This window comes from Burkholderia sp. MSMB1459WGS (assembly GCF_001534535.1).
Taxonomy (GTDB): Bacteria; Pseudomonadota; Gammaproteobacteria; order Burkholderiales; family Burkholderiaceae; genus Burkholderia.
In genome coordinates this window covers 81,887-97,905 of the sequence record NZ_LPMU01000008.1, presented here as the reverse complement: position 1 = coordinate 97,905, position 16,019 = coordinate 81,887, and the positions used below count along the sequence as shown (strand labels likewise).

The following is a 16,019-nucleotide window of genomic DNA, read 5'->3' as shown; positions in this document are numbered from 1 at the left end:
GCCATCCCACATCTAGTAATACATACCAAACATAGGTCATCATGATAAACACAGGAAGCAAAAAAAAGACAGGGTATTCCCCTGTCCCGATTCGCCTGGCGCTGCAGGCTCGTGCAGTTATTTGCCGGCCGGACCCGTCAGCGTGCCGTAGGCGATCGCGCGCGACGTCGCGAGGAAATACGCTTCGAGCGCCTGCGTCTGCCGCCCGGTGCCGTACTGCATCGCGAGGCCGTCGGCCAGCGCGATCAGCATCGTCGCCGCATGCCGGCTGTCGGCCGCGCTGAACGCCGGATTGACGGCGCGCAGCAGTTGCGCGAGGTCGCGCGTCAGCGTCGTGTACCACTCGTCGTAGAGTTTGAAACATTCGGCATCGGTAGCCGCAAACGACAGCAAATGCCGGAACAGTGCGTTGTACTTGGCATCCTTCGCATCGGCGATCGAGCGCTGCATGATCTCTTCGAACACGTCGCGCGGGGACGCTTCGCTGCTCATCGCGCGCTTCATGTCGTCGAGATAGGTGTCGATGACCGGTTCGATGACGGCCCGCAACACGGCGATGCGGGTCGGGAAGTAGTACTGCAGATTGCTGACGCTGATGCCTGCGGCCGCGGCAACCGCGCGCTGCGAGAATTCCAGCGGGCCGCCGTCGAGCAGCAGCTTGCGTGCGACGCGAATGATCGTGTTGCGGGTGCGCAGGCCCTGCGCCCGCAAGCCGTCGGTGTTGCCGGCTGCGGCGGCGGGAGTCGAGGTGCGTCGCTTTTTCGTGCTGCGCGGCTCGTTGGACACTGTCATCGTGTTCGTCGTGAAGAGGGCGTTTCGGCTTCGTCGAATGGACGCTCCGTCCCTTACGGAGCGCCAACGACTATACCCGATGCGAGCTGCATTTTCCATCGAGCCGCCCTTCCGTCGGGTGGCCCGGCCGGATGCGCGTTTTCGCGTCGCGACGATCGCATGCGCCGCTACATCGTCCGCACCTTGCGATTCACGCGTTCGTCGAGCAGGTTCGCGACGCCGAGCATCGCGGTCATCGCACACCATCGCAGCGGCTCGGGCGGCACCGACGGCGTCTTGTGCGTCAACGCGTCGAGCAGCGGCGATCGCCCGTCGTGAATGCGCTCGGCCAGCACGCGGCCGATCAGCGATTGCGTGCCGACGCCATGCCCCGAGCACCCGGCCGTGTAGAACACGTTGCCGTGTGCGCCGGCCGCGCCGACCACCGGCAACGCATCGCCCGCGAACGAGATGTAGCCGCTCCAGCATGCGCGCACCGGCACGTCGCCGAGTTGCGGAAAGCGCGCGTGCAGCGTCTTCAGAAGCGCGCGATACGTGTCGCCGTCCGGCACGTTCGGCGTCTGCGAGCCGTAGACGTAATGCAGCCGCTTGGTCGTCAGCAACAGCGTGTTGCGCGCGGTCAGGCGATGGCTCTCCATCGTCAGATGCGGCGTGACGATGCCCTCGCGATTCGGCCAGCCGAGCGCCTCGAGCTGCGCGTCGGACAGCGGCTCGGTCTCGAGCGCCGATACGCGCAGCGGCATCACCTTGTCGCCGAGCAAGCCGAGTTGCGGCGTGTACGCATTGGTCGCGAGCACCAGCACCGGCGCACTCGCGCTGCCGCGTGCGGTGCGCACGCGCACCGTCTCGCCGGCGTCGAATTCGAGCAGCGCGGTGTTCTCGTAAAGTCTCACGCCGGCTGCGAGCGCAGCCCGCCGCAAGCCCGTCACGTACTTGCCGGGATCGAGCGTGCCGCCGCCCGGCACGTACGCGCCGAACAGGAACGCCGGCGGAATCCCGCGCTCGCGCATCGCCGCGCCATCGAGAAACTCCGCAGGCGAGCCGAGTTCGATCCCGATGGCCATGCTCTCGCGCAGGCGCTTCTCCTGCGACGGATGCACGCCCGCGCGAATGATGCCCGACGCGCGGTAGTCGCAGTCGATCGCGTATTCGGCGAGCTTGCGTTCGACGTACGCGACGCCTTCGTCGTAGAAGCCGACGATCCGCTTCGCCTGTTCGTGGCCGATCCGCTTGAGAAACAGCTCGTATTCGAGCCCCTGGCCGCCGGCGAGATAGCCGGCGTTGCGCCCGCTCGCGCCGAAGCCCGCGAACTCGCGTTCGAGCACGACGACGCTCGCGCCGCGCGCGGCCAGTTCCAGCGCGGTCGACAGGCCGGCAAAGCCCGCGCCGACGACGATCGCGTCCGCCTGCACGTCGCCTTCGAGCACCGGTTGCGCACGCTCGGGCGGCTCGATCCAGCCGCCGACGGGGCGATATTTCCGCAACGCGGCGTCGGCGCGAATGCCCTCGCCCCAGCGCGCGAGCGGCCCGCCCGCATCGGTGCCCGCCGCCTGCATCGCCGCTGCCGAACCGACCCCGCCCGACGCCGGTCGCGTCGCCTGCCCTGCCTGCGCTACTTGCTCGAGCGCCATTGCGCCGTGTGCGTCGCCCATGTCCGTCTCCGTCAATCCCTGCTGAGAATGTGAATCGCCAGTGCCGCCTCTTCGACGCCCTGCAAGCCGCCGCCGTTTTCCTGGATCGCATGGCGCGCGCCGTCCACCTGCCGTGCGCCCGCTTCGCCGCGCAACTGCGTGACCAGTTCGTACAACTGACCGATGCCGGTCGCGCCGAGCGGATGCCCCTTCGATTCGAGGCCGCCGGACGTGTTGATGGGGATGCGCCCGCCGAGCGTGAACTCGCCGCGCTCGGCGGCCGGACCGCCTTCGCCGAGCGGCACGAAGCCGAGGTTCTCGGCCTGGATGATTTCACCCATCGCCGACGCGTCGTGCACTTCGGCCACGTCCATGTCCTCCGGCCCCACGCCGGCCTGCTCGTACGCCTGGAATGCGGCGAGCCGGCCGATGTGCTTGTGCGGCTCGTCGATGCGCCGCCGCGTGAAGCTGCGGATCACGCTCGCGGCGATCCGGATGCAGCGGCTGCGGTCGGCGCCGATGCGTTCCAGCCCTTCTTCCGTACAGAGGATCGCGGCCGCCGCGCCATCCGACAGCGGTGCGCACATCGGCAGCGTGATCGGATACGTGATCGGTGCGGCCGCCAGCACCTCGTCGATCGTGAACGGCTGGCGGAACTGCGAGTACGGGTTGTGCACCGAATGCCCGTGGTTCTTCGCCGACACGGCGGCGATCTGCCGCTGCGTCGTGCCGTACGTGCGCATGTGATGCCGGCACAGCGCCGCGTAGATCTTCATGAAGCGGCTGTACGGGCGGTCGGATTCCGAGCCGGGCGGCGGCTCGATCCCTTCGCCGAGCCGCGCGAGCATCGCGAAATTCTCGTCGACGCGCGACACGTCCCAGCCGGCCTCGAACAGCGCGAACGATTTCGCCTTGTCCGCGACGTTCATCTTTTCCGCGCCGAGCGCGAGCGCGACGTCGCATGCGCCCGACTGCAACTGCCGCACGGCGAGGTGCAGGGCCGTACTGCCCGACGCGCACGCATTCTCGACGTTGAACACCGGAATGCCTTCGAGGCCGATCTTGCTGAACACGACCTGACCGGGAATCGACAGCTGCCCCTGCAGCGCGCCGTTGGTGATGCCCGCGTAGAACGCGGCGCGGATCGCATCGGCGTGGCAGCCGGCGTCCCGCAATGCGCGCTGCAGCGCCTCTCTCGCCAGATCGTCGAGGCTGCGCTCGAGATGCCGGCCGAACACGGTCATCGCGATGCCGGCGATGTAGATGTTGCTCATCGTATGGAATCCGTATGAATCAGGTTCAGATCCTGCGTTGCTGGCCTTGCCAGTACCGTTCGCGCAGGTCCTTCTTCAGCACCTTGCCGGCCGTGCTGCGCGGCAGCGCGGCGACGAAGTCCACGCTCTTCGGCGCCTTCACCGAGCCGAGCTTCTCCTTGCACAGCGCGACGAGTTCTTCGGCGCTCACCTGCTGCCCGGCGTTGAGCTCCACCACGGCCTTCACCGCCTCGCCCCACTTGTCGTCGGGCACGCCGATCACCGCGCAGTCCTGCACGGCCGGATGCGCCCAGATCACCTGCTCGATCTCGCTCGGATAGACGTTGAAGCCGCCGCTGATGATCATGTCCTTCTTGCGGTCGGTGATGTGCAGATAGCCGTCGCGATCGAGATGGCCGATATCGCCGGTGTGCAGCCAGCCGTCGACGATCGTCTCGGCCGTCTTGTCCGGCGCGCGGTAGTAACCCTTCATCACGAGATCGCCGCGCACGCAGATCTCGCCGGTCTCACCCTGCTTCAGCAACTCGCCGCGCTCGCCGACGATCTCGACGCGCACCAGCGGATTCGGGCGGCCGACCGACGCGAGTCGCGTGTCGGGCGCCAGCTTGCCGTCGACGAAATGCTCGGCCGGCGTCAGGTACGAAATCGACGCGGGCGCCTCGGTCTGCCCGTAGCCGCCCGTCATCACCGGGCCGAACACGTCGATCGCGCGCTTGAGCTTCTCGACCGACATCGGCGCGGCACCGTACAGGAAGTAGCGCAGCGACGAGAAATCGACCTGCTCGATGCCGGGGATATCGAGGAGCCGATAGATCACGGTCGGCGGCAGGAAGAACTCGGTCACGCGATGCTTGACGATCGCGCCGAGCAGCAACGCCGGATCGGGCTTCGGCAGCACGACCACCGTGCCGCCGCGCGCGGTGCACGGCAGCGACATCATGCCGGCCGTATGCGTCATCGGCGCCGCGGCGAGATTCACGGGGCGCACATCGTCGTACGTCATCGCGATCATGAATTGGGCGAAGTACGTCTGCAGCGAACGATGCGTGTTCATCACGCCCTTCGGCGCACCCGTCGTGCCGCCCGTGGCCGACAGCGCGACGACGTCGTCCATCGCGTAATCGACGGCTGGCTGCGTCGCCGGCTGGCGCTCGCTCCACGCGGCCAGCGACGGCGCCCACGGCAGGTCGGCGTCGAGACACACCCACAGCCGGATCTTCGGCAGGCTCGGCCGCAGCGCATCGATCGCGTCCGCGAACGCGCGATGGAAAAACAGTACTTCGCAGTCGAACGCATCGAGCACGTATTGGTTCTCGGCCACCGCGTTGCGGCCGTTCACCGGGATGTACGCGAGCCCGGCGCGCCACATCCCGAGCGCGCAGCTCCAGCCGATCACGTCGTTGTCGGCCCACACCGCCGCCTTCGCCTCCTTCGCGAAGCCGGCGGCGAGCAGCCCGTTGGCGATGCGGCACGACAGCTCGCCGATCTCCTGGAACGTGTAGTTGCGCTCGTCCTGGATGTACGCGATGCCGTCGGGATTGAGCCGCCACCCGCGGTCGTAGAAATCGATAATGGCCATGTCACAAGTTCCGTTGGATCTGTACCGATGCGGCGGCGGCCGTCACAGTTGCGTGACCGTCGCGCGCGCGAGCCCGCGCTGTTCGAGGAAGCCGAGCAGGTAGCGATGGCCGAATGCCTTCGAGCCGGACGCGAAGCCCGTGCGCGCGGTATCGCCGTCGAGCAGCTTCAGCACGCCGGCCGCATGAATCGCGCCCGTCGAGATGTACGGCGTGACGCCGTGCACGGTCGCGCGCACCGCCGCGAGCTGGCCGCGGCCGATCGCGAAATCGACGCTGCGCTGGATCGTCGTGCGCTCGCGCGGCGGCATCGTCGGCGTGGTCGACGCGACGACCTGCTTCAGCACCTCGTCCTGCTGCTCGCGCGGCAGGTGCTTGTATTCGGCTTCCCACTTCTGCCCGAACTGGTGCACCAGCTTCATCACGTTGTTGTCGTAGAAGCCCACGCACGAGATGCAGCTGCGCACGCGCGCATCGTGCTCGAAATAGACGGGCAGCGACGTGCCGCCCCACGGCAGGCAGAACACCGGCTGCATCAGTTCGGGCGTCGCGACGGTGAACGACGCGTCTGCGGCGTGCGGCACGAGCGCCTTCTCCCACAGGTAGCAGGACTCGTGGCGGGCGCCGTCGAAGATCGTCGCGGTCGAGCCGATGCTCACGCCGGCCGCACCGCGCGGGCCGCGCGTCAGCGTGGCCGTCTCCAGCGCATCGATGCCCGGCGTTTCGAGCGCGAGCTCGGCGGCGATCTCGGCGAACGTGTACATGTAGGCGTTCGACGACGACACCAGCAGGCCGGCCTGGCGATACTGCTCGCCGAATTCGTCGCGCACCGCACGGATGTACGACTGCTCGCCGGTCGTATCGAGGTGGTGGCAGCCGGCCTTCAGCGCGGCCTCGACGCCGACGAGCCCGAAGCTCGAGAACGGTCCGACCGTGTTGCACACCACCTTCGCACCGCGGAAAGCCTTCACGAGCGCATCGACGTCGTGCTCCGCTTCGATGATTTCGTATTGCGCGGATTCGAGCCGCACGACGCGCTGCGCCATCATTTCCTTCGCGCGGCCCGCATTGCGCGCGACCGCCGTGAACGGGATGTTCTGGTCGATCAGCCAGTCCATGATCAACATGCCGGTGTAACCGCTTGCGCCATAAACGACGACGGGGTGCTTAGCCATGGTTGTCTCCTGAAACGTGAGTTGTCGAGAACCGGTTCGGTTCGAGGTCGGGTACTGCTGCTTCGTATCCGGTGCGTCCTTTTGTAGAACACATTACCAATCTTAGGTCACTATGACAAAGTAAAAGGCAAAGAAAAAGGCAGGGTATTCCCGGCCCCGACGCGTTTTGCGCATCATTTCGCCGCTCCGCCCGGCGACAGACCGGCCAGATAATGCGCAACGGCACGCGTGTCGTCGCCCGACAACGTCGCGGCCAACGCGTTCATCGCACCGGTCGGATCGTGCCGCTCGCCCGAGCGGAACGCCGCCAGTTGCGCTTCCAGGTAAAACTGCCCCTGGCCGGCGAGGCGCGGGGCCGGATCCTTACCCGTCAGCGCCGCGCCGTGACACGCGCGGCAGCTTCGCGCGTCGACCAGCGCCATCCCGCGCTTGTCGAGCACCGCGTCGGCCGGCACGGCCTCGTTGCGCGCCGGAGCCTGTCGCGCGAAGTAGGTCGCCAGCGCGCGGATCTTGGCGTCGTCGAGTTCGCGCGAAAGCGGCCCCATGTACGCGTTGCGGCGCTGGTCCGTGGCGAACGCGCGCAGTTGCGCGGCGATATACGGGGCCGGCTGGCCGGACAGCGACGGATACCACGCGTTCTGCGACTGTCCGTGCGCGCCGTGGCAGAAGAAGCATGTCTCCTGAGGCTGCGGCCACGCGCCGCCGTTGGCCTTGTCGGCTGCGCCGATCGCGGTCATCGCCTTCTGGTAACGCATGCCGTCGACGAGGTCCGGGCCGTACAGCACGCCGGCCGCCGCGCCGCCCGCCAACAGCAGCGCGGCGCCGATCATCCAGGTTCGTTTCACTCAGGCCTCCCCGCCGCGGCCGGCCAGCTTGCCGAGCGCCTGCAACGCCGCGCGATGCCCGGAGCGCACCGCGCCGTCCATCGCGCCGGGCCACAGATCGGCCGTCTCGGTGCCCGACCAGATCAGCCGGCCGGCCTCCGGGCGCAGGAACTTGCCCCATTTCGTCCAGAAGCCGGGCGGCAGCGGGTGGATGCACTGCAGCGTCCACGGATCGACGCGGCCCCAGTCGTAGTCGTGGAACTGCGTCGGATGCAGCGCCTTGTCGCCGAGTGCGCGCGCAAAGATGGCCGACAGCGTCCGTTCGGCCGCCTTCGGTTCGGCCGGCAGCGCGCCCGGCGCGACGAACGCGGCGAGCACGCCGACCGAGCCGTCCGGCGGCGAGTTGTCGTACGCCATGAACACCGGGCCGCCGACCTCGAAGATCTGTCCGTTGTAGCCGTCGTCGCGCCAGAACGGCCGGTCGTACACGTGCACCGTCTTGCGCATCGGCGCATTCGCCGGCCAGTTCCGCTGCAACTGCGCGCGCCCGTCCGGCAGCGGCGGATCGAACGCGATCTGCTCGCACAGCGCCGGATTGAGCGCGACGATCACGCGCCGCGCGCGCAGCACGCCGCGATCGGTCAGCACGTCGACCACGTCGCGATCCCAGCCCGAGATCTTGCGCACCGGGCAGGACAGTCGCACCTTCGCGCCGAGCTCGCTCGCCATCCGGAGGCTCAACACCTGCGAGCCGCCGACGAAGCGCGTTTCCTGTGCGCCGCCCTTGGTCGATTCGAGCTTCGCGTAGTCGCAATCGGCGCTGTTGATCATCGACAGGTAGTGCAGCAACCCGAGCTGCGCCGGCGCGCCGCCGAGCGACAGCTTCGCCGCGAGGCCGAGGAAGTAGCCGTCCTCGTAGGTCACGCCCTGCTTGAGCAGCCAGTCGCCGTAGGTGAGCCTGTCGAGCTCCGCCGCATGCTGCGCGGTCCATGGTTCGCGCGACGGCACGTCGCGGGCGAGTGCGCCGAGCTTCGCGCCGATCGCGTCGTCGCCGCCCGAGCCGCCATGGAAATCCTGTGCGACGCGCGTGTCGCCCGCCAGCACGACGGTCTTGCCCGCGTAATACGTCGGGAACGTATCGACCCCGAGTTCGCGCGCGAGATCGGCGATCGCCGTCTGCCCCGGGCCGATCCACTGGCCGCCGGCCTCGGACACCACGCCACGGCCGAGGTCGTGGTTGTAGGTCCGTCCGCCGACGCGATCGCGCGCCTCGACCACGACGAACGATTCGCATCCGGCGCGCTTCAGGTCGCGCGCGGCGGTCAGCCCCGCGAGCCCTGCGCCGATGACGACGACATCGAACACGCCGCGATCGGCCGATGCCGACGCCGCGCCTTCGGCGAACGACACCTCGCCGGCGGCGAGCGACGCAGCGCCCGCGGCCGCAGCGCGCAATATCCGCCGCCGGGCCTGCATGTCCGGCTTGTGCTTGCGATTCATTTCAACGGCTCCATGCTTCCTCGTTTTTCTCGATCGATTCGACTCATGGCGCGGCCAGCACGCCATCCTGCGAAAACAGCACCGGCTTGCCGCGCGCGTCGATCAGCGCGGCGGTCAGCGTCGCGCGATCCGCGCGCTGCGCGACGTCGAACGGGCCGCCTGCCACGCGCTGCGTCAGCACGAGGCCGTCCAGCCCGACGCCGGTCAGGCCGCCACCGGTCGCGACGAGATCGGTGATCGAGCTGCGCGTGCCGGTGTGCTGCGCCGCCCACGTCGCGCCGCCGTCGCGGCTCTCGAACAGGCTGCCGAGCAGCCCGCCCACCACGATCCGCCCGTCCGGCATCGCGACGCCCGACCACAACGTGCCCTTGCCGCCCGTCGGCAGATAGGTCCAGTTCGCGCCGCCGTCGGCCGACTTGAGCACCATTCCCTGTTCGGAGACGATGTAGAGCGCCTGCGCGGCGTCGGCGAACACGTGATAGAGGTTGCGGTCGGCCTTGCCGCCGCCCGGCGGCTTCGGCAGCGTCGTGCGCGCCCACGTCTTGCCGCCGTCGTGCGTCTGCAGCATCAGCGACCACAGGCCGACGGCAATGCCGTCGCGCGCGTTCGTGAACAGCACCGAGAACAGCGGCTGATCGACCGACGTATCGAGCCGTTGTGTGACCCACGTGTCGCCGCCGTCGTCGGTCGCGAGAATCGCCCCCCACTGGCCGACGGCCCAGCCGTGCTTCGCGTCGGCGAACGACACGGCCGACAGCGTCGCCGATACCGGCACGCGTCGCGCCTGCCGCCAGGTCTTGCCGTCGTCGTCGGACAGCAGCACGATGCCGTGCTCGCCGACCGCGACGATCCGCGCGCCAGCGCGCGCCGCGTCCATCAGCATCCGGTGCGTGGGCGCGGCCCATGCATGCGCGGGTTTCGCGGCCCAGGCCGCCACCGTTCCGTCCTGCGGTTGCGCGAGGGCCGCAGCGGCCGCGCAGAGCGCGGTACAGGCAACGAGTGTCTTGATCATCGATGAACCTCCGTGGTGGTGTGCGCGGGCATCAGTGGCTGAACAGCGCCGACCAGCCGGCATGCGCGACGCCGAGCGCGACGACGGGGGGCTTGTCGGCACCCTGTTCGGCCGCCGTCTGACGTCCGGACCCGGCGTCGTTCGACGACGGAGCCGCAGCCGTTTCGTCACCCGTCGCGTGACGCACGCTGACGCGTTTCACGTCGGTCGAGAACGCGTGGGCCGGCGCAGGCTGCTGCGCGGCCGTTTCATGAAAGCGTGCGAAGGCGGCCGCCGCGAGGCAAAGCGTGCCGCAAACAGCGAAGGTCTTGACCATGACCGGATCTCCGTCGGAATGTTCGTCGGCTTCAGTGGCTGAACAGGCCCGGCGCGCGAGCCGGCTTGCGGCGCGGAAACCAGCGCTCGAGCAGCGACGCGAGCGCGGGCAGCGCGGTCATCGCCATCACCAGGTTCACGATGAACATGAACGCGAGCAGCTTGCCCATGTCGGCCTGGAACTTGAGCGCCGAGAAGCTCCACGTCGCGACGCCGATCGCCAGCGTGATCGCAGTGAAGATCGTGGCCACGCCCACTTCGAGCATCGCGTGCTGCACGGCCTTCACGATGTCCTGCCCGCCTGCGAGATGCACCTGCAGCCGGTTGTAGATGTAGAACGCGTAATCGACGCCGATCCCCACCGCCAGCACCATCACCGGCAACGTCGCGACCGTCAGCCCGATCTGCAGTTCCTTCATGAACCAGTAGCCGATGAAGGTCGCGACCGACAGCGGTACGCAACAGGCGAGCATCGCGCGCCAGTCGCGATAGGCGAGGAACACGAGCACCAGGATCGCCGCATACACGTAGAGCATCATCGGCAGCTCGCTCTTCTCGACTTCGTCGTTCGTCGCGGCGAGCACGCCCGCGTTGCCCGCGGCCAGCCGCACCGTGATGCCCGGGAACGGATGCGATGCGCGGTATTGCTTCACGTCGTCGAGGATGCGGTTGATCGTCGTCGCCTTGTGATCGGTCAGGAACAGGTGCACGGCCGTCATCCCGCAGTCGCGGCTCATGAAGCCCTTCACGCGCGACACGTCGACCGACACCGCGCCGTAGTTCTCGGGCGCGATCGGCACGACGTTCATCTTCGGGAAGTCCTCGTTGTAGCCCTGGTTGTACGCGCGCAGCATCGCCGAGTACGACTGCACCGACACGACGCCCGGCTCGGTCTTCATCGCCGCCGAAAAGTCGTCCTCGTACAGCCCGACCGCCGGGTTGTCGCACGCGTTGCCGGTCGATTCGATCGCCACCGTCAGCCAGTCGAGGCCCATGTCGTAGTTGCCGGCAATCGACGTCGCGTCGCGGTTGAAGCGCGCGTCCGCGCGCAGCTCCGGCGCGCCCGGCTGCAGCGTGCCGATCACGCGGTCGCGGCTCTGCCACGCGGCGAGCGCGAAGATCGCCACCGTCAGCGCGACGGCGACGCCTGCGACCTTCGGCTCCGCCACGCGGGCGAGCACACGCAGCGGCTTCGCACGTTGCTGCGCGCGCTTCAGCGAAGCGTCCGCATAGGTTTTCGTGAAGTTGAAGCACGATGCCGCGACGGGCAGCAGGATCAGGTTCGTCACGATCTTGTACGCGACGCCGAGCGACGCGGTGATCGCCAGTTCGCGCACCATCGGGATCGGGATCAGCAGCAGCGTGATGAACGACACGAACGCGGTAATCAGCGCGAGCACGCCGGGGACCAGCAGGCCGCTGAAGCTGTGGCGCGCCGCATCGAACGAACTCCGCCCGTGCGCGATCTCGCGGACGATGAAGTTCACCTGTTGCACCCCATGCGACACGCCAATCGCGAACACGAGGAACGGCACGAGCACCGCGAGCGGATCGAGGCCGAAACCGAGCAGCTTCAACGTGCCGAACTGCCACACGAGCGACGTGAGCGAGCACGCGACCAGCAGCACCGTGAAGCGCACCGAATGGCAGTACCAGTACACCGCAAGCGTGGTCAGCAAGAGCGCGATCGCGCAGAAGCCGAGCACGGCCGTCGCGCCGTCGGCGATATCGCCGATCTGTTTCGCGAAGCCGATGATCTGGATCTCGTAGCCGGCATCCTCGAATGGCTTGCGGATCTTCTCTTCGAGCAGGCGATTGAATGCGACGTAGTCGAGCACCTTGCCGGCGCTGTCGCGCTCGTTCAGCTCGGCCGTGATCATCGCGCTGTCCTCGCCGTGCGACACGAGCGTGCCGACGTAGCCGCCGAGCGTCGTGGCGCGGCGCACGCGCGCCACGATGTCGGGCGTCAACTGGTCGGGCGTGATCGTGCCCGGGATAATCGGCTCCGCTCGAAACCCCTCGTCGGTCACTTCATTGACGAACGCGTTCGGCGTCCACAGCGAGCGCACGCCGATCCGGTCGACGTTCGGCAGGTACGTGACGGCCTGCGTGACGTCGTACAGCCGCGTCAGCCCCTGCTTCGACCAGATCGAGCCGTGCTTCGCGCGCACGACCACCGTGATCCGGTTCGCGCCGAGCAGGTCGTTGCGGTATTGCTGGAACGTGCGGATGTACTCGTGCCCGATCGGCATCTGCTTGTCGAAGCCGGCATCCATGCGCAGTTGCACGGCGAACACGGCCATCGCGACGGTGAACAACGCGATCGCCGCGAGCACGATCGCGCGGTGACCGAAGAAAAGCCTTTCCAGGCGACTGACCAGACGATTGAGCACGACGTTACCCCTTCATGTATTCCGGTGGCGTACGCCACCTGCCGGTTGCTATCCGCCGCCGTCAGAAATTCCGCGTGACGAACAAGCCGACGAAATTGCGGTCCGCATAAGGCTGGCCCACCGTGTTGTGGCCGCCCCAGAACGCGGTGAAGTTGATGCCGGCCTGCCAGTTCGGCGGGTTCTGGTTGAACAGCACGTAGACGTTCAGCGACTTCGCGCCCTGCATGTAATTCGCGGTGAAGGTCGGCGTGTAGCCGTACAGGCCGGTCGAGAACGTCACGCCCGGCGTGACCTGCCAGCCGGGAATCAGCGAGCCGTCATAGGTCCAGTTGAAGTCGATCGTCGCGCCCACCGAGCTCGACGTACCCTGGCCCATCCCGATCGGATAGCCGGCCGCCGACCCGTTGTTCAGCCACGGCAGGTAGCCGGTCTGCGGCACCTGCGTGACGGTCTGCCCGCCGACCGTGCGGGTGACGCCGCTCGAACTCAGCCCCGGGTAGTAGATCCACGTCAGTTCCCACGTCAGCGCGGCCGAATCGGCGCCGAGCAGTTTCAGGAATGGGTACTCGCTGCGCGTAAGCGCGAGCAGGCCGTTGATGTCGTACTGGAACTTCTTCTTGTCGACCCATTGCGGGCAGTCCACGCCGGCCACGCCGTTCGTGTTCAGGTCGAGCGGGCCGCCCGTGCCATAGCAGCTCGACAGCGCGACCGCGTCGCGCGGACGGTACGACAATTCGGTGCCGATTGCCCACGGCCCGACGCCGAAGTTCGCGCTGACGCCGAACAACTGGCCGCGGCCGAGATACGACCATTGCTCGGTGCCGTTCGCGAGCGACGCGAGCACCGGCGACTTGTCGGTGTAGTTCAGGTAGTAGAACGCGAAGTTCGCGTCGAACGCGCGCGGCGAATAGTTGAACTTCACGCCGAACTGCGGCCGGTATTTCGCCGGCAGGGTCGTCGTGCTCGGCAGGCCGATATCGTTGAACGGCGGCCCGGCGTAGGCGCCGTTCACGAGCCCGTTCCTGATCGCGTTGAGCGTGTCCTGGTTGCCGGCCGCGCCCGATCCGCCGATCGCGTTGGCGATCGTGCCCGCGCTCGGGCCGGTCACGTTCAGGTTGTTCGTGTTGATCGTGAACGGTTCCGCGCCGCGGCCAAAACCGTTCGTCACCGACCAGTACGACCCGACCGGCGGGTAGCGGTTGCCGTTCCACTGGAACTGGTAATACGCCTCGGTACTGAACCCGTGCGAGAGGTCGGCCGCGAAGCTCGCCATCGGCGCGGGCAGCAGCGCCTGCTTGAGCTGCGAGCCGGGAATCAGCAGTTTCTGCGCATCGATCGAGTTCGTCGCGTTGATGCCGCTCTGCGCGAACATGCTCTCGCCCCAGTTGATCACCTGGTTGCCGAGCCGCACGTGCGCGTTGCGCCCGCCGATCGTGAAATCCTTCTGCGCCCACAGGTCGAGCAGTTGCGCGTTGTAGACGACCTGCGCGGCCGCCGTGCTCGACAACGGCGTGCGGTTCGTGTTCCTGGCCATGAAGTCGTACATGCCCGTGCCGCGCACCATGAACTTCAGCCCTTCGCCCGGCATCTTCAGCAGCAGCTCGCTGGTCGCGCTGACGTAGGTGCTGAACGGCTGGCCCTTGCGATAGTTCAAATCGCCGTCGTCCGCGTAGCCCCATTGGTTCGTGTTCGCGCCCGCACCGCAGCCGAAGGCGTTCGGGTCGCCGGTGAGCGAGCAGCTCGGGTTTTTGGTCCGGATGCCGGCGCCCGCCGTCAGGTTCGTCACCCATGAGCCCTGCACGGCGCCGCCGCCCGCCGTGAAATCGTACGCATACGCGCTCGACGTCGCGGCGCCCGCCATCGCCAACGATACTGTAGTATTCCTGAACAATCGTGCCGGTTCCATGATACGCCTCCGCCCCTGTTCGATGCCGGCGCACGATCGTTGCGCGCGCCGGTCCTTGTATCCGTCAGCCGGTTTACGTCACCGCTCGCTGACCGAGCGCAGCGATTCCGCCGTATAGAAATCCTGCTTGAAGCGAGGATCGTCCGCGTGCTCGAGCCAGCGCACGTCCTTGCCCTGGCCGATCGACGACGCATCGAACACGTAACGGCCGTTGATCATGTCGTATTGCGCGAGCGGTTCGTTGTCGCAGGTGCCGCCGAGCTCCCACACCGGAATCGGGTAGCTTTCCCGCACCTTCCACAGCTTGCCCTGCGCGTCGTAGTCCTCGCCCACCAGCGCGAGCCAGCTGTCCTCGTCGAGATAGAACACCTTCTTCGACGCGACGTGCCGCGCGCTCGGCTTCAACGCCGCCTCGACCACCCACACGCGATGCGTCTCGTAGCGCCGGCTCGCGGCGGCGAGGCCGTCGGGCGTCGCGACGTCGTGCAGCTTGCTCTTGAACCGGTACAGGCCGAACGCGTTGTACGGAACGATCATTTCCTTCTTGCCGACCAGCTTCCAGTTGAAGCGGTCGAGCGAGCCGTTGATCATGTTCCCTTCGTCGATCAGGTACTGGTTCTCGAAGCCGATCAGCGGCGCGTCGTGCGTGTAGGCCGGCATGCGTCGCACGCGGCGCTGGCCCGGGAAGTAGTAGTACGTCTCCGACGGCTTGTTGAAGTACTGGCGCTGCACGAACGCCTGGCCGGCCAGCGCCGCCGGCGAATTCATCTGGAAGTAGACGGCCGTGCTGAGCTGGTCGACCTCCTGCGGCGACGTCTTGCCGAGCTTGCCGGACGGGAAGTAATACGTCTGCGGGCCGACTGCGTCGATCCATTCGCTGCTGCCCGGACGCGGTGAAATCGTCGTGGCGACCTGCGCCCAGTCGACGCCTTCGCCGCGATAACGCATCTCGTAGTTCAGGATCGCTTCGATGCCGCTTTTCGGTTGCGGAAACGGCACGCCGGGCAACGCGGCCGCGGCGAGGTTCTCGCCGCTCGCATCCAGCTTCGCGGCGGTGAGGTTCGCCTTCGAGTTCTGCTCGACGGCATCCGGCAACTGGCATTCGCGATGGGACGGATAGACGTCCATCCGGTAGCCCTTCTTCTGCTTGATCAGCGCCACCTGGCCAGGCGACAGCTTGTCCGCATACTTGTCGACGTTCGCCGCGTCGATCGAGTAGAGCGGCTTCTCGTTGCGATGCTTCCAGAAATCGCCGCGCACCTTGCCCCACTCCCAGCCGGCGTCGGGCGACTGCTTGCCCGCATAAGCCGGCACCGTGCCGTCCTTGCTCGCCGAGCGGTCGGCGCCGGCCGGCGTCAGGTCGTCCGCCGCGACGGCGGTGCCGATCGCGACACATGCAGCGGCCGCGATCGCGGACGTGGTCCAGAAACGATGCTTCTTCATCATGGTTCTCCTTGCTGCTCCGCCTTCGCTCGCCCATTCCGGACGAAACCCGTTTGCTTCGATCGTCGCCGTCAGTCGACGGCGACGTCGCACCTTGTCGCGCCGGCCGGAGTTTCCGGCCGACCGTTTGCCGCTCGACTGCCATTCCGGTATTTTTCGTCAGGACTGCGATTCGAA

Annotated in this window: 12 protein-coding genes; all 12 read right to left on the bottom strand. The window is 67.4% G+C overall.

Annotation, left to right across the window (positions count from 1 at the left end):
- Nucleotides 1–117: 117 nt before the first annotated feature.
- A complete protein-coding gene (locus tag WT97_RS03955; protein WP_179949326.1) occupies nucleotides 118–792 on the bottom strand; it encodes a TetR/AcrR family transcriptional regulator in 675 nt (224 codons plus the stop codon).
- 167 nt (nucleotides 793–959) lie between these two features.
- Nucleotides 960–2,444: an FAD-binding oxidoreductase gene (locus WT97_RS03950; RefSeq protein ID WP_060352890.1), complete on the bottom strand. Its 1,485-nt coding sequence runs from the start codon at nucleotides 2,442–2,444 to the stop codon at nucleotides 960–962.
- A gap of 11 nt (nucleotides 2,445–2,455) precedes the next feature.
- Nucleotides 2,456–3,697, bottom strand: coding sequence for a thiolase family protein (locus tag WT97_RS03945; protein WP_060352889.1), 1,242 nt, complete (start codon nucleotides 3,695–3,697; stop codon nucleotides 2,456–2,458).
- Nucleotides 3,698–3,722: 25 nt separating this feature from the next.
- A complete protein-coding gene (locus WT97_RS03940; protein ID WP_059792154.1) occupies nucleotides 3,723–5,276 on the bottom strand; it encodes an AMP-binding protein in 1,554 nt (517 codons plus the stop codon).
- Between the two features lie 42 nt (nucleotides 5,277–5,318).
- Nucleotides 5,319–6,449 (bottom strand): trans-acting enoyl reductase family protein, encoded by a 1,131-nt coding sequence (locus WT97_RS03935; protein WP_053524264.1) that lies wholly within the window; start codon nucleotides 6,447–6,449, stop codon nucleotides 5,319–5,321.
- 173 nt (nucleotides 6,450–6,622) lie between these two features.
- A complete protein-coding gene (locus WT97_RS03930; protein ID WP_060352888.1) occupies nucleotides 6,623–7,294 on the bottom strand; it encodes a c-type cytochrome in 672 nt (223 codons plus the stop codon).
- The gene (locus tag WT97_RS03925; protein WP_060352887.1) at nucleotides 7,295–8,773 is read right to left on the bottom strand and encodes an FAD-dependent oxidoreductase; all 1,479 of its coding nucleotides are present in this window, start codon (nucleotides 8,771–8,773) and stop codon (nucleotides 7,295–7,297) included. It lies immediately after the preceding gene.
- A gap of 43 nt (nucleotides 8,774–8,816) precedes the next feature.
- Nucleotides 8,817–9,785, bottom strand: a complete 969-nt coding sequence (locus WT97_RS03920) for a YCF48-related protein (RefSeq protein ID WP_059503636.1) — start codon at nucleotides 9,783–9,785, stop codon at nucleotides 8,817–8,819.
- A 31-nt stretch (nucleotides 9,786–9,816) separates the two neighbouring features.
- Nucleotides 9,817–10,101 (bottom strand): hypothetical protein, encoded by a 285-nt coding sequence (locus WT97_RS03915; RefSeq protein WP_060352886.1) that lies wholly within the window; start codon nucleotides 10,099–10,101, stop codon nucleotides 9,817–9,819.
- A gap of 31 nt (nucleotides 10,102–10,132) precedes the next feature.
- Nucleotides 10,133–12,493, bottom strand: coding sequence for an RND family transporter (locus tag WT97_RS03910; RefSeq protein WP_060352885.1), 2,361 nt, complete (start codon nucleotides 12,491–12,493; stop codon nucleotides 10,133–10,135).
- A gap of 61 nt (nucleotides 12,494–12,554) precedes the next feature.
- Entirely contained in the window at nucleotides 12,555–14,399 is a 1,845-nt protein-coding gene (locus WT97_RS03905) for a DUF1302 domain-containing protein (protein ID WP_060352884.1), read from the bottom strand.
- Nucleotides 14,400–14,477: 78 nt separating this feature from the next.
- Nucleotides 14,478–15,845: a DUF1329 domain-containing protein gene (locus WT97_RS03900; RefSeq protein WP_060032541.1), complete on the bottom strand. Its 1,368-nt coding sequence runs from the start codon at nucleotides 15,843–15,845 to the stop codon at nucleotides 14,478–14,480.
- Nucleotides 15,846–16,019: the final 174 nt, after the last annotated feature.